The organism is Thioalkalivibrio sp. ALJ21, from assembly GCF_000378605.1.
Classification (GTDB): Bacteria; Pseudomonadota; Gammaproteobacteria; order Ectothiorhodospirales; family Ectothiorhodospiraceae; genus Thioalkalivibrio.
In genome coordinates this window covers 936,603-952,479 of sequence record NZ_KB905155.1, presented here as the reverse complement: position 1 = coordinate 952,479, position 15,877 = coordinate 936,603, and the positions used below count along the sequence as shown (strand labels likewise).

Genomic DNA, 15,877 nt, shown 5'->3' with positions numbered 1-15,877 from the left:
AACAGGCCCCGGGCCTTGTCCCCGTACCGCTCCCACTGGGCTATCCAGTCCCCTATCGCCCCGTCCGTCTTCCCGCCCCCGCGAGCTCCCCCGAATAGCAAATCCTCCACGGGGCAGGTTACGAGCGCGGTCTGTGGTCCGGGTTGTGGGCTCCATACGACTAGCCGTCCGTCTGCGAGTGCTGTTGCAGCCATTCGTCCACGCTGTCGCAACCTGCGGGCAATACCACGACGCCGGCCGGGCGCTCTTCCTCTCCGCTCGGGTCGGTCGTGGCGTGTTTCTGCGGGGCGTCGAGACCCAGTAGGGCCGCGCGTCTGGCTTGAATCTTCAGCAGCCGGTCTACCGCGCCGAGGTTCCCCTTCGCCACCTGTGTCCAGATGGCCCGCTGTGCGCGGTCGAGCCGGTCAAGCTCCAGGGTGCGTACCGTTTCCGCCTCGGTCTCGGTCAGCGTCTTCAATTCGTCCAGCGCCTTGGTGACCATCTTGTGGGCGGCCTGTGCGGAAACCCCGAGAACCTCCCCGATCTGCACATAGGTTGCCCCGGTGGTGCGTAGCTGCATTGCCCGGGCCTTGCGCTCGGCGGCGGTCAGGCGGCCTGCGGACGTGGCGCTCATGCGGCGTCTTCCTCCCCGGAATCAACCCCAGGTGTATCAACCGCGCCCGCCTCCCGGCGCTCCATCACGTCGCTGAATGTCTCCCCGGTGGCCTCGAGGACCGCTTCCTCCCCGGTGTACTTCATCCAGCGGCGGACAATCACGTCGCAATAGTGCGGGTCTTGCTCTACCAGCCGGGCCTCGCGTCGGTACTGAACGCACGCGATCAGGGTGGTCCCGCTCCCGGCGAATAGGTCGAGGACCGCCTCTCCCTCCCGGGCGCTGTTGCGGATCATGTGCGCCACCAGTTCCACCGGCTTCATGGTCGGGTGGTCTTCGCTGGCGTGGGGCTTGTCGACGCGCGGGGCGCTGGTGTTCAAGGCCAGGCGCAGGCGCTTAATCTCCGCGAGCATCTCCGCTTTGGTCATGCTCTTCGGGTCCGGTTCGTCATCGACCACGGTGCGCTTGTCGAACTCCCCCAGCCAGGTGTGGGCGGCCCCGGGCTTCCAACCGTAGAGGATCGGTTCGTGCTGCCACTGGTAGTCCTGGCGCCCGAGCACGATGTTGTTCTTTACCCATACCAGGCACTGCTTAATGTCCCAGCCGGCCTGAACCATCGCGGTGCGGAAGGGTAGGCCCTGGCTGTCGGCATGTGCCACGTAGACCGCGCCCCCTTCCTTCGTTACCGCCCAGGCGCTGGTCATGGCATCGGTCAGGAACCGCAAGAACTCGGGATCGCCCATCTTGTCGTGTGCGATGGCGCGCTGGACGCGGTTCCCCTTGTCCGCTGCGTTGAGCGCTTCGTTCTTGCTGCTGTAATCGACGTTATACGGCGGGTCGGTCCAGACCATGTCGACCGGGTAGCCGCGCGTCACCGCCTCCACGTCTCCGATGTTGGTCGCGTCGCCACAGATCAAGCGGTGCGGCCCCATGACCCAAACGTCCCCCGCCTGGCTGGTGGCGTCGTCCATCGCCTCGGGCACGTCGTCTTCGTCGGTCTCGCCTTCCTCCGCTTCCTCTTCCCCCCCGTCCAGAAGGCTGTCGAGGAAGGCGGCCAGATCGGCGTCCTCAACCTCTAGGCCGTCCAGAATCTGCGCCAGCATGTCGTCATCGACGCCGGCTAGGTTGGTCACCGCGTCCAGGGCCGCCAGGATCACCCGCTCTTCGTGTTCGGAAAGCTCCACGTAGACCACGGGTACCGTGGGCTCCCCTCGGCGCTGTGCGAGAGCCACGCGGGCGTGCCCGTCGACAACGTGCCCGGTGGTGGTGTTCACGATCACGCGCTGAACCCAGCCGACTTCCCGCAGGGCCCCCTCTAGGGCCTTCTGCTGTTCCTCCGGGTGTACGCGGTGGTTCAGGGGGTTGGCGAGAAGGTCGTCCGGGCTCTCTTCCCCTTCCCCGGTGATGCGGTTGGCGATTGGCTGCATGTGCTATTTCCCCCGGTGTCCGAGCGCCTTGGCCGGCGTGTTGAAGGCCGCCTCGTGCGTGCGCACGCTCTGATGTATCTCCTGGATCCATTGCTTCAGTTCGGTGAACTCTTCCCGGCCGACATAGGTGCTCTGCATCTCCCGGTGAATCTCCAAGCGCAGCCGCTCGGTCTCTAGGTCGAGGCGGTGGATGGCGTCCCGGTTTAGCTTCTCGCTGCCCTCGACCGACTTGATGCTGTTCTCGATCCGATTCAAGGCCTCTCGGTAGTCACTCGCCTGTTTCTCCAGGCTTGCGGCATTGTTCCGGGCCTGCCTCTCGAGCAAGGCCTTGACCGCCCATAGGGTCACGGTCGTCCAGAACAAGCCGGCGCCGAAAACCAGCCCGACGATGCTGATCGCGGTAATCTCTTCGCTCATGCGGCCCCCTGGTCTGCGTCGCGGCGCCGGTACCGGTTCCAGGGGAGCCAGCCCCCGGCGCGCACGGCGCGGTACATCATGGCGCGGCGCCAGTACGGCACGCCGCTGTCCCGCATGGCCTCTCGGAATACCTGATCCGCGCGCTTGCGGCTGGTGATGCCGGCGTCATAGAGGTAATCGTGAACGGCGGCGGCCTTGTGCGCCGTGTTGCCGGTCAACAGGTAGGCCAGGGGCAGGCGCGGAACGCTGGCGAAGTCGGTAACGAAACCCAGCGGGGCGGTGTAGCGGGTGCCGTCGCTGGCCCGGTAGGGAAGGGGCGCCATCAATCGCCAGCGCTTCGGGCCCAGGTGCTTTACCTTCAGCGGTGCCTCAAATCCCACGGCCGTCTTCCTCCAACCGCGCGGCGGCCTCTTCAATCCAATCGGCCACGCGCTCCAGGCGCTCCCGGCGGTGCGGGCTCAGTTCCCGCTCCCCGAACCGCTCCACAAGCTCGGCGCGCAGGGCGGTCAGAAGGTCATGCAACAGAAGCCGGTCGGCTGGGTCGAGGTCTTCCCAGCGGATGGCGTCTCGCACGCGCTGGTCGAGGCGCTCAAGGCTGGTGGTGCGGTCGTCCAGGTGCCCGCGTACTTCGACCACGATCCGGCGCGTCTCGGCGGCGCGGCCGGGGTCTTCCCCGATCCAACGGGCCACGGCTTGCTGCGTGACGATCTTCGCGGCGGTGGGGCTCTGCGTCAGGGTGGCGCAACCGGCCGAAAGGGCAACGGCGGCGGCCAGAAAGGCGGCGGCGATTCGGGTGACGGTCATGGTGGTGGCCGTGGTGTGGGTTTCGCCTATTGTCCCGGGGTCAAGAACACGCGATCAGGGGGGACCGTTTCCGCCTGCCGAGCCGCGCCGGCGGCCTTCCGTGCCCCGGCCGCGTCGAGAATCTTGCGAATCATGCGGGGGCTCAACCCGTAATCACGGGCCAGGGCCCGGGTCTCCCGGCCGCGCTGGCTTTCGGCCACGATGCGGCGGTTGCGAAGCTCCAGCAGGCTGGTCTGTTCGTCGGGTAGGTCGAGGCGGGTGCCGGGGTACTGGTCGCAAAGCTGCGTTGCGGCCGTGTGCCCCACGGTCAGGGTGATCGGGTGTTCCGGGTCTGCCTGGCGCGGTATGTACAAGCGGCGGCCCCCGTAGGCGCGAATCAGGCGCACGGTGGGCTGGTATCCGATAGCGTCTGCCAGTTCGGCCACTAGCTTGCTGGTCATGCGGTGCTCTCCGTTGCGAGGGTGGTGCGCGGCTGCGCGAGGTAGTCGGTCAGAATCTCTCGGGCTTCATCCCATCCGTAGGCGATGGCCCAGCGGTAGCCGGCCCGGATCATGCGGTCCCGCCATTCGGCCTGGCTGTCGGAGATCGCCCGTTCCGCTTCCCGGGGGCTCCTGAACGCGGAGCGGGGCTTTTTCATCTCCAGGTAAAGCCCCGCGTAGCCGCCGCGCGCGAGCGGCAGCTTCAAGTCGGAAACGCCGGCCTTTACGCCGAGCCCCTTCAAGCGGGCGGCCTCGATCCGGCCCCGGTTGCCCCCGTTGGGTACCGCGTACAAGTAATCCCCCAGGGTGGCGCCGGGCTCTACGTCCGGGGCGGGCCTCAACAGGCGGTGGCTGGCCCACTGAACCAGGGCCCGCTGGTGGTCGTCTTCAACGTGCCGTGGCGGTTTGCGTTTCGTCGTCATGCTCGGTTCCGGTGTGCGCTCCGGTGATGGGCCGGGGTGGGCGGCGTAGGGGTGGGGGTGGGAGGCCCCCGAGGGGTGCCCCGGCCCATCCCGCAGCGCACGGGGCCCTGGTGGGGCCCCGGCTGCCTTGGTCTATGTCATTCCGGTGTTGCCCCCTTCCGGTTTCATGAACACCATCCAGTGCGTGTCGCGCTTGCCGCCGGTGTGCCCGAATAGCGGGCGATGTGGTGCTAGGGCCAAGACCTCCCGGGCTTTGATCTGCGTCTCGTTCCACTTGAACACCAGGGTTCCGTTCGGCTTCAGGACACGAAAACACTCAGCGAATCCGGCCCGTAGATCGTCACGCCAGTCCGCGCCGAGCCTCCCGTACTTGGCCGCAAGCCAGGACTTGCGGCCCGCGCGCACCAGGTGCGGCGGGTCAAAGGCGACGAGATAGAACGACTCGTCGGGGTACGGCAGATCCCGAAAGTCCGTCCGAACATCAGGGGCGATACGCAGCGTCCGGGTGCCGCCCTCTTGGCCATGCGAACGATCTGTAACCGTGATTGTTTCCGCCCGGTTATCTCCGAACAGCACGTCCGGGCGCTCCTTATCGAACCACATCATCCGGGAGCCGCAGCAGGGGTCGAGGGCCAGCGGTATCTGGTCAGACATTTACCACCCCATCCACCGGCTTCGCCCCCTTGCGCTTGCCCTTGGTCTTCGCCTTCGCCGACGCCTGGCGTTTCTTGCCGGCCCTGGGCCGGGTGGTCTCCTGCGGTTGCGAAAGGTCTACGTTCACGATCCTGCGGTTGCTCTTCGCCATGCTCTCCCCCCTAGAACGGCAGGTCGTCATCGTCGAACGGCTGCGAGGCGGGGGCCTGGCCTTGTGCGTCCGGGGCCGCCGGCTGGCTAGTGCCGCCGCCCTGGTGCCCGCGCTGCCCCCCGCCGCCGATTAGCTGCATGTCGCGGGCCACGATCTCGGTGCTGTACCGGTCGTTTCCGCTCTGGTCTTGCCACTTGCGGGTGCGGATTTGCCCCTCGATGTACACCTGGCTCCCCTTGGTCAGGTACTCGGCTGCAATCTCGGCAACCTTCCCGAACAGCACCACGCGGTGCCACTCGGTCGCTTCCTGCTTTTCACCGGTGTTCTTGTCCTTCCATTGCTCGCTGGTAGCGAGGCGTAGGTTGGTCACGGTGACGCCGTTCGGGGTCTCTCGGCGTTCGGGGTCGTCCCCCAGGTTCCCGAGAAGGATTACCTTGTTCACTCCGCGCGCCATGTCAGGCTCCTTGCTGTTCGTGTTTCGGTGGCGTGTTCGGTAGATGCAACCGGTACCGGCCGCGCCATGCCTGCTGACCAAAGTGCTTCATCTGCTTTGGGCTCATGAGGACGTACTCCCGCCGGTTCGTCTTGCGTAGCCGGTGCCGGATGGCCTTGGCGGTCACGCCGCCTGGGGCCATCGCGGCGAGTTCCTCGGCGGTACCGGTGGTCCCGTCGTCCAGGGTGTATCGCTTCACTCTTCCTCCCCCTCTTCGTTGCGTTCGTTGTTCGGCTGCGGTGCATGCGGCCCCTGCGGGGCGCTGCGGTGCATGCGGGTCCAGGTGATCCCGCGTCGCCAGGCCCGTTCGGCGGCGGCGTCGTCCCGCTCGATCTCTTCCTCGAAGCTGTACCGGCTGCATGGGCTCATCGGGTTCATTGGGTTCCCTCCTGCAAGTACCAGGTGTTTGCGCGCCGTCCGGTCTTTACGCAGCGGCGCATCGGGCCGGCCTGCAGGCGCTGCCCCAGGTGGGCCCGGTAGATGGCCCGGCGTACCTGGTCGGGTTGGACGCCGAGCGTGTGGGCAATCTCGGCGGCCGTGTAGCCGGGCCGGGCCTCCACTACCGCCGCCAGTTCGGGCTTGATACACTGCCCCTGCGGTTTGCTTGCCGCTTGCTTGTGAAGTACCAGGGCCGCCGCTCCCCCGGCGGTCCTTTTTTGTGCGTGGTTCATATCCCCACCTTCTGTCGAAGTTCGCGCCAACGGCGCAGGTTTTCCTCGCGTTGCTCTTTGCGTTCGTCGCTGCTCAAGAGCCGCGCGGGGTCGGATTCCGGCGGGCCCTTGCGGTACACCTCCGGCGTGTAGTCGAGGCCGAACTCGGCGCCCCGGCGCCCCAGGCATCGGGCGCGGAAGGCGGGCAACGTTGGCGGCCAGTCTTCCCCACTGGTCTCGGTTGCCTCGATTCCCGCCGCTACTTGCTGCGGGGTGAGGTCGCGTAGCCGGTGCAGCCAGGTGCCGTCGTCTGCCTCCCCGTACTGGCTTGTCCATCGGTGTCCAAAGGCCATCGTCATGCGTTCCCACAAGCGGCTGATGTGCCGCTCACCCAACCCGCTCGCCTGGGATGGTCCGGGGTCCGCTGTCGGGTTCGTGGTGCCGGTTGGCGGCCCGGACCCGGTCGATGGCGCTGCCCTTGCTGCTAGGTTTCCCGCTCGCTGCATGCTTGCCTCCTGTGGTCTTACTGCGGTTGCGTAGGTAGTCCGCCTTCAATCCCCGCCAGCCGGCCGCCATCGTTTCGCCCAGGGCGTCGTCCGGTTCCCAGCCGTCTTCGCGTGCCCGCTGGAACTCGGCGGCCATGCGGTTCACGACGGTCTGGTTAACCGGTGCCTTGAGGGCTTTGCGGTGCTGTAGGAAGTCGGCCCATACCTCGGGGCTGAGGTCTGCGGGTAGGGCGGAAGTGTCGAGCGCCTTGCTCGACTTCCGGCTCGCCTTCTGCGCGCCAGATTCTTTATTGGGGGGTTCTTGGTAGGTTCTTGATAGGTTCGTGTCCCAATTTTGGGACGGGTCCGGTCCCGTTTTTGGGACTGGTGCGGTCCCGTTTTTGGTACCGGTCCCAATTTTGGGACTGGTCCCGTTTTTGGGACTGGTGGTTGCGGCGATCTCTGCGCGGTCCTGAACACCTTGGAGGTGGTACCGTGTCGCTTTACCCGCCATCTTGTCGGCTTTGATGAGGCCGTGTTGCTCCAGATACCCTATGCTGTGCATAACCGTCTTCCGGTCGAGCTCTGTATCAAACCGGAGGCGGTCAATGCTGGGGTAGGCGATGCCCTGGTCGTTCGCGCGGTCGGCAAGGCTCAACAGGACTAGCTTCGCGCTGCTACGGCCGACGCGCTGATTCCATGCCCATACGGTGGCGTCCAGGCTCATGCCGCCACCTCAACAAGGGCGGGGCAAAGGTCCACCGCGCGTACTGCGCCGGCCGTGGCCCGCTCGAACTGGAGCGCCCGAATCGCGGGAACGGCTTTGAGTCCGTCGCGCATCTGGCAAATAAACGAGGGGGACACGCCGAGCGCCTTTGCGGCCTGGCTCGGGCCCCCCAATAAATCCACCGCTTGGTCGACGTGTTCGTTGATCATGGCTCGTAGGTGTTGCGCTCTGCTGTATGGTCGTGACACCATAATTTAACCTTGGCTTAATGTACAGCCCTGCTGTACGCCGGGGTTTCTCGGGGGAGAACGATGAAAGAAGAGGTAGGGGCGCGTATTTCCCGCGCGCTGGAAGAGAACGGGAAAAGCCAGCGCTGGCTGGCTCGCGAGGCCGAGGTGTCTCCGTCTGCCGTCACGGGGTGGATTCAAACCGGCCACATCACGGTCGAGAACCTGGCCCGCGTCGCGGAGGCCCTTGGTTATCCGATCCCCTGGTTTCTTGGGCAAGATGCGGAATCGAACAGGAGGGGAATACCGGTGTATGGCACGCTCAAATCAATAACGGACAAGCCTACGGGCTACCTGGAAGAGGTGCCCTGCACCGATCCCCAGGCCTTTGCGCTGCGCGTGGTGGGTAGCGATCTTGATCCGCGCTACCGCGACGGCGAGGTCTTAATCATGGCGCCCTCGCTGCATCCGTCCCCCGGGGCGGATGTGCTGGTGGAACAGGTCGACGGTTCGCTGTCGGTCGATACGCTGCTTTCCGAAACCGAAGACCGCGTGCTGCTAATGCCGACCCTCGGCGGGCCCCGCCGCTGGGTCGCACGGTCGGAATTGCGCCGCGTGGTGTTTATTGGGGGCACACGGTCTTCGCCGCAGTTGGTCGCGTAACCCGGCCCCGCCTGCTGTAAACCGGCCCCGCATTGGCGGGGCTTTTTTTTGCCCTCTTGCACCTCGGTATGCACCTGTGCTGTACTTGTCGTCACCGGCCGTTAGCGGCTGGTGTACGTCACAAGCAAGCAAGGGGATCAACATGGAACAGAATATCGAGGTAACGGTTCGCCTGCCGTCCAGCACTCCTTTACGGGTGCTGCGTGAAATGGCCGACGCGGCGGGGTGCGATCTCCGCATGGTGTCGCAGGGCGGTCGGTCGGTGTACCGGCTGGACCCGAAAGAAACGCCGGCGGGTGTCCGTCGCCTGTCCGTCGTCCAGGCCGGGGGTGCGAAATGAGCGCCGCCGCTGCTGAACGCGCCGCGTTCCTCGAGGCCCGCCGGGCGGGCATCGGGGGCTCCGACATGGCGGCCATCCTGGGGCTCGATCCCTGGAAACAGGCCATCGATGTCTTCTACGACAAGCGGCCCGATCTGGCTGAAGAGCACGGGTACCAGCCGCGCGAAGACGCCGAAGATGAAGATCTGGGGCCGCGCTTTTGGGGCTCCATCCTCGAAGACCCGATTGCCGAGGGCTACGCGAAGCGGACGGGCCGCAAGGTGCAACGCTCGAACGTGCAGCACGCGCTGGAACAGGCCCCGTACATGCTCGCCAATATCGACCGCCGGGTCGTGGGGGAGAAGCGCGGGGTCGAGATCAAGAACGTCTCGCTGCGCATGTCCCATCTGTGGGGCCCGGACGGTACCGACGAGGTGGCCTCCTACTACTTGCCCCAGGTCTGCCATTACATGCTGGTGCTGGACATGCCGGTGTGGGACGTGGCTGCGCTGATCGGGGGCTCGGAACTGCGCATCTATACCGTCGAGCGCGATCCCGAAATGGATCAAATCCTGCTCAACGCGGGCGCCGAGTTCTGGAGCCGGGTTGAAGCGGGCACGCCGCCGCCGGTGGATCCCGAACACAAGCGCGCGGCCGAAGTGCTGCGGCGGGTGTACCCGGGCACCAACGGCGAAACGGTGGCGCTTGGCGACGATGCCCAGCGGTGGGCCGAGGTCATGTGGGATGCCCAGGCGCAAGCGAAGCAATACCAGGCGGTGGTGGATGGCGCTCGGGCGCATCTGCAGGCAATGGCGGGGGCGGCCTCGGTCGCCACGCTGCCGGGCGGCGGCGGGTTCGTGCGCAAGGTCGTGAAGCGCAAGGGCTACGAGGTCGAACCGTCCGAGTACGTCGATTTCCGGTTCAACAAGAAGGCGGGGGAATAGTCATGTCCGATGGGAAAAAGCTAGTCCAGAAGTTCGCGGAACGGTTCAACATGGAACCGGAGAAGATGTGGCAAACGCTGAAGGCCACGGCGTTCCGCCAGCGCGACGGCTCGGCGCCTACTAACGAGCAGATGGCGGCGCTGCTGATCGTCGCGGACCAGTACGGGCTCAACCCGTTCACTAAGGAAGTGTTCGCCTTCCAAGACCGCGACGGCATCATCCCGGTGGTCTCGGTCGACGGGTGGTCCCGAATCATCAACGACCACAAGGCGATGGATGGCCTGGAGTTCCGGTGGTCCGATGAAATGGCCGAACCGGAAGGCGGCAAGCGGTGCCCCGAATGGTGCGAGGTCGCGATCTATCGCAAGGACCGGACCCATCCGATTGTGGTGCGCGAATACCTGGACGAGGTGTACCGCCCGCCCATGCGGAGCCGGAACGGGGGCAACCCGATCTCGGGCCCCTGGCAAACCCACACTAAGCGGTTTCTGCGCCACAAGGCGCTGATCCAGGGCGCCCGCGTCGCCTTCGGCTTCTCCGGTATCTACGACCAGGACGAGGCCAGCCGAATTATCGAAGGCGAGGCGGCGCGCTCCGAAGCCCCGGCCCTCGGGCATTCGGGCGCGGCCCTGGAACACCAGGCGCCCAGCCAGGCCACGGCCGGTGTCGCGGGCCTCAAGGCGAAGCTGTCGGAACGCCAGGCGGAGCCGGTCGCGGCCGGCGCCGAATCCGAGCCCGAACCGGAAGCGGAACCCGAAGCGGCCGAGGTCGATCCCGAGTTCCTGTCCGAAATGGACGGGGCGGAAGAGGGGGGGCGGGCATGATCGCCCGCCTTCGCCGCCTGGTCGCGGCCGCGCTACTGCAGGCGGCCCGCTCTGCCTACCCCGGCCGCCTGCGGGTGGTCGGGTTCGTCCCGCCGGAAGGTATGCCGGATGAAGACGCGCGGGCAGCGGTCGCGGCCTCGCGTGAAACCTTGCGGCGCTCGGTCGTGTATTGGGTGCGCTCCGAAGCGTGCGAGCGCGTGCTGCGCCACTACCATCCTGAACTGTTCAACGAGGAAAACTGCAATGGCTGATGTCCTGTACTCCGAAGACGTGGCCGCCCGCCTGGACAAGTCCGTGGCGGCGGTGCGCGGCCTGATCCGCCGGGGTGGAATCCCGGCCCCGTTCCGTATCGGGCGCCGCTGCGCCTGGCGCCGCGAGGACTTCGACGCATGGCTGGAACGCCAGGCCCGCGAAGCGTCCGAAGGCCGGCGGCAATGAGCGCCCACAAGGGGTTCCCGGCCTCCGATCTGGACTGGGATCAAGTCCCGTATTTCTCCCCCTGGGAATGGCCGAGGGGGGAAGAGGAAGGGGGCCCGCTGGAATACCAGGACGCGGGCCTCATCCTCCTGGTTTCGGAAGTTCGGCAATCGCTGCCGTCGACGCACCGGATGGACCCGCACCCGCTGGTGGGCGGGCATTGGCGCCCGAGCGGCCGGTCTCGGCACTCTATCGAGGGGCGGAATCCGGCGCTCTCGGATGCCATCGATCTCTACATGGACTGGGCCTTCGTGTGGGATGCCTGGGCTGCGTTCCAGCGGCACCCGGATGTGGGCGCGGTGGGAATCTACACCGACCAGATGTACTCGGGAACGGAAGGGGATCGGGCTATGCTCCACATCGATCTGCGGCCCGAGCGTCTCCTGTGGGTCGGCTGGCGTCCGAACCGGAACCACCCGCTGCGGTACGTCTACCATCACACGGACCCGCTGGAGTTCCACCGCTTGCTCGCCTATCGCGCGAAGCGGACCTAGAATGGCGGCCCCTTCGGGGGCCTTGCCTCGCGGCATGCGGCCGGTAGCCTTGCCCGCAGCGTTGTTTCTAGAGCAATCCGTGTAACTGGGGTTCGCAGCCAGGCGCGGGCGGGAAGCGACAAGGCTACCGGGACCGGATGGCGTTGGGTTCGGGTCGAGTGCCTGTCGCAGATGTACCCTGCTAAGGTTGCGCCCGGCCCGCGCCATCCACCTTTATCCGCTCCATGCGGGGTGTGCTTTGGGGTGCCGGTGACCGGGCCCCGAAGATGCTGGAAAGCTGACGAACAGAAGACGCTAACCGGGCAAGAACTTAGTAGCGAGCCGAGCCGCGCGGAAGCGGCCCCCTCTGAAGGGGTAGCGAACGGGGGCGGCGGGCCGGTGAACCGATGCAGAACGGGCAGCGACAGGCATCTGACCGAGGCTTAAAAGGCAAAGCGCACCACCGGATGGCGTGGGGTCCGTTCCCTTTAACCGGGTAATGGACACCGGGCTCTGCGCCGTCTCCTATCCTTTCCCCGCCTTGCCCATGCGATCCGCCAGCAGGGCGGCGTCTGCGTGGTAATACCGGCGAAGCATCACCATCGTCTTGTGGCCGGTGATCGCGGCTACCTCGGCGCTGTTGAACAGGCCGCACTCCACCAGGCGGCTGGTGCCTTCGTGCCTCAAGTCGTGAAAGCGCACGTCCTCTATGCCGGCCCGCTTGCGTAGGGCCCGCCAGCGGTTGCTGTGGTCGTCCAGGCTCAAGTCGAACAGGCGCCCGTCGATTTGCCGGGGCCCGGCCCGTAGTTCCTGCAGGGCCTCCAGCGCGCGGGGGCTCAAGGGCACGCGCCGGTCCTCTCCGTTCTTGGTATCGGTCAAGTGCGCCACGCGGGCCTTCGTGTCGATCCGGTCCCATGTCAGGCGGAGTAGCTCGCTGCGGCGGGCGGCGGTCTCAAGGGCCAGGGTAATCAAGGCCCGCCATTCGGTGGTGGGGGCGGCCGCCAGCAGGGCCTCTTCCTCCCCCGGGCGCAGGCGCCGGTCCCGCGCGCGGCTGGGGGCGGGCTTCGCCACGTCCTCTACCGGGTTCCGCAGGCCGGTCATGCCCCATTCCCGGCGGGCGGTGTTGAAGAGGTGGCTTATCGGGATCAGGTCGTTCCGTACCGTCTGCCCGCTCACGCCGTCCTCTAGGCGGGCATCCCGGTACTCCGCAAGGTCTGCGCTGCGGATGCGGCTGAGGGGGCGGTCGGCTAGGGGGTGGCGCATCCAGGCCTGAATCCGCAGGGTCTCCTGGCGCGCGCCGCGCTTGCGGGGGGTTACTTCGCGGAGGTACCGCTCCAACGCTTCGCGCAGGGTGGTGGTCCGGGCCTCGCCTGGGTCGTCCCATTCGTCCCGGTCGATGCGGGTCTCTTCCCGGCGTGCCCATTGCTGCGCCTGGGATCGGGTGTCGAACGTGCGGCTGATCGCCGGGAACCCTCGGCGGCGAATCTTCGCCCGCCAGGTCTTGCCTCGCTTCTCTATCGTTGCCATCGCGGTGTCCCAGGATTGTCCCAAACGCGCCCCGGTGTCCCAGGGCCCCCGGTCTGGCCGGATCGCAAGTCTTTGAATATGGCGGAGAGGGAGGGATTCGAACCCTCGGTACTCGCGAGAGTACAACGGTTTTCGAGACCGCCCCGTTCGACCACTCCGGCACCTCTCCGAATTGCTTTACCGTGCGGGGTCGAGCCGCGACGGCGGAGCGAATCCTAGCAGATTCGGAGGACGTTGCGGTAGCGCGTCAGGGCATCAGGCGAGTGATGTGCCAGCCATTGTCCGCCCGGTGGTACTGGAAGCGGTCGTGGAGGCGGCCGGCGCGCCCCTGCCAGAATTCGAACAGCTCGGGCTGCAGGCGGTAGCCGATCCAGGCGGGATCGCGGGGGATCGCGCCTTCGGGGTACTGCTTTTCCAGCGTCTGGACGCGGGCCTCGAGCTCGGCGCGGGTGCCGATGGGCTGGCTCTGGATGGAGGCGGCTGCGGCCAGCTGGCTGGCGCGCGGGCGCTGGGCAAAGTATTCGTCGGCGGCCTCGCCGGGCAGGGCGGTTACGCTGCCTTCGACGCGGATTTGGCGCTCGGTCTCGGGCCAGTAAAACAGGAGGGCTGCGCGCGGGTTCTCGGTGAGGTCCTGGCCCTTGCGGCTGCGGGAGTCGGTGTACCAGCAGAGGTCTTCGCCCTCCACATGTTTGAGCAGAACCGTGCGCGCGGAGGGCTGGCCGTCGGCGTCGGCCGTGGCGAGGATCATCGCGGTGGGGTCCGGGTTTCCGGCCTCGCGCGCGTCGACCAGCCAGCGGTCGAGCAGGGTCAGGGGGTTGTCGAGCAGGTCGCGGCGGTGGAGTTCGCCCTGGGTGTAGTCGCGGCGGGTGTGGCGGTGGTCGGTGGTGCTCATCGGGTCTCCCGGTGGCCTTTGCGCACATGATAAAGGCTGCTATCGCGAACGGCACGGGAAATTTGCGGTGGCTTTGTTGTCACAGGGTCATTACTTGAATCTGTATGTACTAACAGCAAGGAGCGGATGATGGCTGGAGCGAAGATCGCGGCAGTGGAGCCCAAAGGTGTCGAGCTCAAGAAGGGGGAGGAGTACTACTTCTGCCGCTGCGGGCGATCGAAGGACCAGCCGTTTTGCGACGGCTCGCACGAGGGGACGGGGCTGGAGCCCATCGCCTTTACTCCCGAGGAAGACGGCGAGGCGTTTCTTTGCCAGTGCAAGCAATCGGGTGATCTGCCGTACTGTGACGGGACGCACCAGCAGTTCGACGAGGACGATATCGGGACCGAGCCGGAGTCAAAGGGCGAATCGGACCAGGATGAAGGTAACGAGGCGCCGGACCCGCGCAATACCGAGACGGAGCCGCATGTCGAGCTGATCCATCGCATGGCCCGTTCGGGGCTGGACGAGGTGGGCCACTACGGGCCGACGGTGGCCATGGGTGTGCCGCGCAGCCGGCTTCCGATATGGGACGACCTGCAGCTGCTGGCGGCGCAGCTGGCGAGCCGGCCGCTGCCGGACGGGGCCCCGGTCGAAACGGGGCTGGTGATCGGGCCGGAGGCGAAGCGGCCGCTGCAACTGGATATCCCGATGCTGGTGTCGGACATGAGCTTTGGCGCGCTGTCGCGCGAGGCGAAGATCGCGCTGGCACGCGGGGCCGAGCAGGCCGGCACGGGGATCTGTTCCGGCGAGGGTGGGATGCTCGATGCCGAACAGGCGGAGAACTCGCGCTATCTTTTCGAGTTGGGGCCGGCGCGGTTCGGCTATTCCGACGAGGTGCTGGAGAAGGTGCAGGCCTTTCATTTCAAGGCCGGCCAGGCAGCCAAGACCGGTGTGGGCGGCGTGCTGCCCGGGGCGAAGGTGAGTGACGAGATCGCGCGGGTGCGCGGGATCGACGCGGGGCAGGACGCCATCTCGCCAGCCAGCTTGGACGGGTTCGAGACGCCCGCGGATTACCGCCGTTTTGCCGACGAGGTACGGGAGAAGACCGGGGGCATTCCCGTCGGCTTCAAGCTCTCGGCCAACCATATCGAGGCGGATCTGGCCTTTGCCCTGGAGGCGGGGGCGGACTACGTGATCCTGGATGGTCGTGGTGGCGGGACTGGAGCCTCGCCCGCGCTGCTGCGTGATCACATCAGTGTGCCCACGATTCCGGCACTGGGCCGCGCGCGGCGCTTTCTGGATGCCAATGGCGCCAGTGGCCGGGTTACGCTGCTGGTGACGGGCGGGCTGCGTACACCTGCGGATTTCGTGAAGGCCCTGGCGCTGGGTGCGGACGGCATTGCATTGGCGAATGCCGCGATCCAGGCGGTGGGCTGCGTGGGTGCGCGGATCTGCCACACGAATCGCTGCCCGTCCGGTGTGGCGACACAGGACCCGAAGCTGCGGGCGCGGCTGGATCCCCAGGAGGGCGGGGAACGGCTCGGGCGCTTCCTGCAGGCCTCGAGCGAGCTGATGTGCGTGCTGGCGCGGGCCTGTGGCCACAACCGTCTGGAGGACTTCGGCCCGAACGACCTGACGACGTTCGACCGAGAGCTGGCGGAACTGGCGGGTATTCAGTACGCCGGGGTGTACCCGAAGTCCTGACTCGACGCGTGGAGCTCGATGCGGCGGGCCACGTTAGCATGGGTTATCGCGGGCAAACGCTCGGCTGCGTAGCATCACGGGGCCCATCAGCGGAGTACCGCATGTTTTTCCCCGATGTTCGCGCGAGCCATGATCGCTGCATACGAACCGATGCCTTCCTGCGCCACTTCCGGTTGTTGTTGATGGCGGCGGATCCGCGGATACCCGAGGTATTTGGCGACAGTGATCCCGCCCGCCAGGAGCACATCCTCAACGAGTCGGTGCTGGCCGCGCTGGACTTTGCCGAACGGCGCAGCGACGGTCGGGCTCCAGTGCATACCATGGCCATGGTTCATGGCGCACATGGCCGTGTGCCGGTCGAGCCCGCGCTGAACGATTGCTGGGTCGAGGCCCTGATCGAGGCCGCCCGCGACACCGACCCCGAGTGGCAAGACGAGCTGGCGTCGCGCTGGCGCGCAGCGACGGCGCCGACGGTGGATCTTTTTGCGCAGTTGCACTGGGTGGACTCGACGGCTGCCAGGGAAGCTTGATCTGGCTCAATCGC

27 protein-coding genes and 1 tRNA gene are annotated in these 15,877 nt (G+C 66.6%); 9 read left to right on the top strand and 19 right to left on the bottom strand.

The window, feature by feature from the left end; genetic code table 11:
• Positions 1-160: 160 nt before the first annotated feature.
• From F579_RS0104480 to F579_RS0104405, 16 genes are all read right to left on the bottom strand, one after another.
• Positions 161-613 (bottom strand): hypothetical protein, encoded by a 453-nt coding sequence (locus F579_RS0104480; protein WP_019024073.1) that lies wholly within the window; start codon positions 611-613, stop codon positions 161-163.
• Positions 610-2,019 carry a DNA modification methylase gene (locus tag F579_RS0104475; RefSeq protein WP_019024074.1) on the bottom strand — a complete coding sequence of 470 codons (1,410 nt, stop codon included), beginning with the start codon at positions 2,017-2,019 and terminating at the stop codon, positions 610-612. The genes F579_RS0104480 and F579_RS0104475 overlap by 4 nt, the downstream gene beginning before the upstream one ends.
• Before the next feature lie 3 nt (positions 2,020-2,022).
• Positions 2,023-2,436 carry a hypothetical protein gene (locus tag F579_RS0104470; protein WP_019024075.1) on the bottom strand — a complete coding sequence of 138 codons (414 nt, stop codon included), beginning with the start codon at positions 2,434-2,436 and terminating at the stop codon, positions 2,023-2,025.
• A complete protein-coding gene (locus F579_RS0104465) occupies positions 2,433-2,816 on the bottom strand; it encodes a DUF1353 domain-containing protein (protein WP_019024076.1) in 384 nt (127 codons plus the stop codon). The genes F579_RS0104470 and F579_RS0104465 overlap by 4 nt, the downstream gene beginning before the upstream one ends.
• A complete protein-coding gene (locus F579_RS0104460) occupies positions 2,806-3,240 on the bottom strand; it encodes a hypothetical protein (protein WP_019024077.1) in 435 nt (144 codons plus the stop codon). The genes F579_RS0104465 and F579_RS0104460 overlap by 11 nt, the downstream gene beginning before the upstream one ends.
• A 26-nt stretch (positions 3,241-3,266) precedes the next feature.
• Entirely contained in the window at positions 3,267-3,680 is a 414-nt protein-coding gene (locus F579_RS0104455) for a Mor transcription activator family protein (protein ID WP_019024078.1), read from the bottom strand.
• Complete coding sequence (locus F579_RS0104450; protein WP_019024079.1) at positions 3,677-4,141, bottom strand: VRR-NUC domain-containing protein; 465 nt, start codon at positions 4,139-4,141, stop codon at positions 3,677-3,679. Before F579_RS0104450 ends, F579_RS0104455 begins: the two co-directional genes overlap by 4 nt.
• Positions 4,142-4,273: 132 nt before the next feature.
• A complete protein-coding gene (locus tag F579_RS0104445; protein ID WP_019024080.1) occupies positions 4,274-4,795 on the bottom strand; it encodes a class I SAM-dependent methyltransferase in 522 nt (173 codons plus the stop codon).
• Positions 4,788-4,946, bottom strand: coding sequence for a hypothetical protein (locus F579_RS15350; protein WP_019024081.1), 159 nt, complete (start codon positions 4,944-4,946; stop codon positions 4,788-4,790). Before F579_RS15350 ends, F579_RS0104445 begins: the two co-directional genes overlap by 8 nt.
• Positions 4,947-4,956: 10 nt before the next feature.
• On the bottom strand, positions 4,957-5,400 hold the full coding sequence (ssb, locus tag F579_RS0104435) for a single-stranded DNA-binding protein (protein WP_019024082.1): 444 nt from the start codon (positions 5,398-5,400) through the stop codon (positions 4,957-4,959).
• A gap of 1 nt (position 5,401) precedes the next feature.
• A complete protein-coding gene (locus tag F579_RS0104430) occupies positions 5,402-5,638 on the bottom strand; it encodes a hypothetical protein (RefSeq protein WP_019024083.1) in 237 nt (78 codons plus the stop codon).
• Positions 5,635-5,817 carry a hypothetical protein gene (locus F579_RS0104425; protein WP_019024084.1) on the bottom strand — a complete coding sequence of 61 codons (183 nt, stop codon included), beginning with the start codon at positions 5,815-5,817 and terminating at the stop codon, positions 5,635-5,637. Before F579_RS0104425 ends, F579_RS0104430 begins: the two co-directional genes overlap by 4 nt.
• Positions 5,814-6,110, bottom strand: a complete 297-nt coding sequence (locus F579_RS0104420; protein ID WP_019024085.1) for a hypothetical protein — start codon at positions 6,108-6,110, stop codon at positions 5,814-5,816. The genes F579_RS0104425 and F579_RS0104420 overlap by 4 nt, the downstream gene beginning before the upstream one ends.
• Entirely contained in the window at positions 6,107-6,442 is a 336-nt protein-coding gene (locus F579_RS0104415) for a hypothetical protein (RefSeq protein WP_231365774.1), read from the bottom strand. Before F579_RS0104415 ends, F579_RS0104420 begins: the two co-directional genes overlap by 4 nt.
• Before the next feature lie 34 nt (positions 6,443-6,476).
• Positions 6,477-7,301 carry a helix-turn-helix domain-containing protein gene (locus tag F579_RS0104410; protein WP_019024087.1) on the bottom strand — a complete coding sequence of 275 codons (825 nt, stop codon included), beginning with the start codon at positions 7,299-7,301 and terminating at the stop codon, positions 6,477-6,479.
• Positions 7,298-7,510, bottom strand: coding sequence for a Cro/CI family transcriptional regulator (locus F579_RS0104405; RefSeq protein ID WP_019024088.1), 213 nt, complete (start codon positions 7,508-7,510; stop codon positions 7,298-7,300). Before F579_RS0104405 ends, F579_RS0104410 begins: the two co-directional genes overlap by 4 nt.
• Positions 7,511-7,612: 102 nt before the next feature.
• Here F579_RS0104405 and F579_RS0104400 point away from each other — a divergent pair, with 102 nt between their 5' ends.
• The 7 genes from F579_RS0104400 (at position 7,613) to F579_RS0104370 (ending at position 11,249) form a co-directional block, all read left to right on the top strand.
• Complete coding sequence (locus F579_RS0104400) at positions 7,613-8,191, top strand: helix-turn-helix domain-containing protein (protein WP_019024089.1); 579 nt, start codon at positions 7,613-7,615, stop codon at positions 8,189-8,191.
• Positions 8,192-8,333: 142 nt separating this feature from the next.
• A complete protein-coding gene (locus F579_RS0104395) occupies positions 8,334-8,531 on the top strand; it encodes a hypothetical protein (RefSeq protein WP_019024090.1) in 198 nt (65 codons plus the stop codon).
• A complete protein-coding gene (locus F579_RS0104390) occupies positions 8,528-9,454 on the top strand; it encodes a YqaJ viral recombinase family protein (RefSeq protein WP_019024091.1) in 927 nt (308 codons plus the stop codon). The genes F579_RS0104395 and F579_RS0104390 overlap by 4 nt, the downstream gene beginning before the upstream one ends.
• A 2-nt stretch (positions 9,455-9,456) precedes the next feature.
• The gene (bet, locus tag F579_RS0104385) at positions 9,457-10,278 is read left to right on the top strand and encodes a phage recombination protein Bet (protein WP_019024092.1); all 822 of its coding nucleotides are present in this window, start codon (positions 9,457-9,459) and stop codon (positions 10,276-10,278) included.
• Complete coding sequence (locus F579_RS0104380) at positions 10,275-10,529, top strand: hypothetical protein (protein WP_019024093.1); 255 nt, start codon at positions 10,275-10,277, stop codon at positions 10,527-10,529. Before bet ends, F579_RS0104380 begins: the two co-directional genes overlap by 4 nt.
• Positions 10,522-10,716: an AlpA family transcriptional regulator gene (locus F579_RS0104375; protein WP_019024094.1), complete on the top strand. Its 195-nt coding sequence runs from the start codon at positions 10,522-10,524 to the stop codon at positions 10,714-10,716. The genes F579_RS0104380 and F579_RS0104375 overlap by 8 nt, the downstream gene beginning before the upstream one ends.
• Entirely contained in the window at positions 10,713-11,249 is a 537-nt protein-coding gene (locus F579_RS0104370) for a hypothetical protein (RefSeq protein ID WP_019024095.1), read from the top strand. Before F579_RS0104375 ends, F579_RS0104370 begins: the two co-directional genes overlap by 4 nt.
• 504 nt (positions 11,250-11,753) lie before the next feature.
• On the opposite strand, the gene F579_RS0104365 is transcribed toward F579_RS0104370, so the two are convergent.
• From F579_RS0104365 to pdxH, 3 genes are all read right to left on the bottom strand, one after another.
• Positions 11,754-12,755, bottom strand: a complete 1,002-nt coding sequence (locus F579_RS0104365; protein ID WP_019024096.1) for an integrase — start codon at positions 12,753-12,755, stop codon at positions 11,754-11,756.
• Between the two features lie 79 nt (positions 12,756-12,834).
• Positions 12,835-12,924, bottom strand: a tRNA-Ser gene (locus F579_RS0104360).
• A 78-nt stretch (positions 12,925-13,002) separates the two neighbouring features.
• Positions 13,003-13,647: a pyridoxamine 5'-phosphate oxidase gene (pdxH, locus tag F579_RS0104355; RefSeq protein WP_019024097.1), complete on the bottom strand. Its 645-nt coding sequence runs from the start codon at positions 13,645-13,647 to the stop codon at positions 13,003-13,005.
• 129 nt (positions 13,648-13,776) lie between these two features.
• Here pdxH and F579_RS0104350 point away from each other — a divergent pair, with 129 nt between their 5' ends.
• Both F579_RS0104350 and F579_RS0104345 read left to right on the top strand, forming a co-directional pair.
• Complete coding sequence (locus F579_RS0104350; RefSeq protein WP_019024098.1) at positions 13,777-15,333, top strand: glutamate synthase-related protein; 1,557 nt, start codon at positions 13,777-13,779, stop codon at positions 15,331-15,333.
• A gap of 101 nt (positions 15,334-15,434) precedes the next feature.
• On the top strand, positions 15,435-15,863 hold the full coding sequence (locus F579_RS0104345; protein ID WP_019024099.1) for a hypothetical protein: 429 nt from the start codon (positions 15,435-15,437) through the stop codon (positions 15,861-15,863).
• Positions 15,864-15,877 lie beyond the last annotated feature (14 nt).

Coding starts and splice junctions, on each gene's coding strand:
- F579_RS0104380 (WP_019024093.1), top strand. CDS start 10,275: ATGATCGCCCGCCTTCGCCGCCTGGTCGCGGCCGCGCTACTGCAGGCG.
- F579_RS0104350 (WP_019024098.1), top strand. CDS start 13,777: ATGGCTGGAGCGAAGATCGCGGCAGTGGAGCCCAAAGGTGTCGAGCTC.
- F579_RS0104480 (WP_019024073.1), bottom strand. CDS start 613: ATGAGCGCCACGTCCGCAGGCCGCCTGACCGCCGCCGAGCGCAAGGCC.
- F579_RS0104390 (WP_019024091.1), top strand. CDS start 8,528: ATGAGCGCCGCCGCTGCTGAACGCGCCGCGTTCCTCGAGGCCCGCCGG.
- F579_RS0104395 (WP_019024090.1), top strand. CDS start 8,334: ATGGAACAGAATATCGAGGTAACGGTTCGCCTGCCGTCCAGCACTCCT.
- F579_RS0104400 (WP_019024089.1), top strand. CDS start 7,613: ATGAAAGAAGAGGTAGGGGCGCGTATTTCCCGCGCGCTGGAAGAGAAC.
- F579_RS0104450 (WP_019024079.1), bottom strand. CDS start 4,141: ATGACGACGAAACGCAAACCGCCACGGCACGTTGAAGACGACCACCAG.
- F579_RS0104470 (WP_019024075.1), bottom strand. CDS start 2,436: ATGAGCGAAGAGATTACCGCGATCAGCATCGTCGGGCTGGTTTTCGGC.
- F579_RS0104425 (WP_019024084.1), bottom strand. CDS start 5,817: ATGAACCCGATGAGCCCATGCAGCCGGTACAGCTTCGAGGAAGAGATC.
- F579_RS0104370 (WP_019024095.1), top strand. CDS start 10,713: ATGAGCGCCCACAAGGGGTTCCCGGCCTCCGATCTGGACTGGGATCAA.
- pdxH (WP_019024097.1), bottom strand. CDS start 13,647: ATGAGCACCACCGACCACCGCCACACCCGCCGCGACTACACCCAGGGC.
- F579_RS0104455 (WP_019024078.1), bottom strand. CDS start 3,680: ATGACCAGCAAGCTAGTGGCCGAACTGGCAGACGCTATCGGATACCAG.
- F579_RS0104415 (WP_231365774.1), bottom strand. CDS start 6,442: ATGGCCTTTGGACACCGATGGACAAGCCAGTACGGGGAGGCAGACGAC.
- F579_RS0104420 (WP_019024085.1), bottom strand. CDS start 6,110: ATGAACCACGCACAAAAAAGGACCGCCGGGGGAGCGGCGGCCCTGGTA.
- F579_RS0104375 (WP_019024094.1), top strand. CDS start 10,522: ATGGCTGATGTCCTGTACTCCGAAGACGTGGCCGCCCGCCTGGACAAG.
- F579_RS0104410 (WP_019024087.1), bottom strand. CDS start 7,301: ATGAGCCTGGACGCCACCGTATGGGCATGGAATCAGCGCGTCGGCCGT.
- bet (WP_019024092.1), top strand. CDS start 9,457: ATGTCCGATGGGAAAAAGCTAGTCCAGAAGTTCGCGGAACGGTTCAAC.
- F579_RS0104405 (WP_019024088.1), bottom strand. CDS start 7,510: ATGATCAACGAACACGTCGACCAAGCGGTGGATTTATTGGGGGGCCCG.
- F579_RS0104365 (WP_019024096.1), bottom strand. CDS start 12,755: ATGGCAACGATAGAGAAGCGAGGCAAGACCTGGCGGGCGAAGATTCGC.
- F579_RS0104460 (WP_019024077.1), bottom strand. CDS start 3,240: ATGACCGTCACCCGAATCGCCGCCGCCTTTCTGGCCGCCGCCGTTGCC.
- F579_RS15350 (WP_019024081.1), bottom strand. CDS start 4,946: ATGGCGAAGAGCAACCGCAGGATCGTGAACGTAGACCTTTCGCAACCG.
- ssb (WP_019024082.1), bottom strand. CDS start 5,400: ATGGCGCGCGGAGTGAACAAGGTAATCCTTCTCGGGAACCTGGGGGAC.
- F579_RS0104345 (WP_019024099.1), top strand. CDS start 15,435: ATGTTTTTCCCCGATGTTCGCGCGAGCCATGATCGCTGCATACGAACC.
- F579_RS0104445 (WP_019024080.1), bottom strand. CDS start 4,795: ATGTCTGACCAGATACCGCTGGCCCTCGACCCCTGCTGCGGCTCCCGG.
- F579_RS0104475 (WP_019024074.1), bottom strand. CDS start 2,019: ATGCAGCCAATCGCCAACCGCATCACCGGGGAAGGGGAAGAGAGCCCG.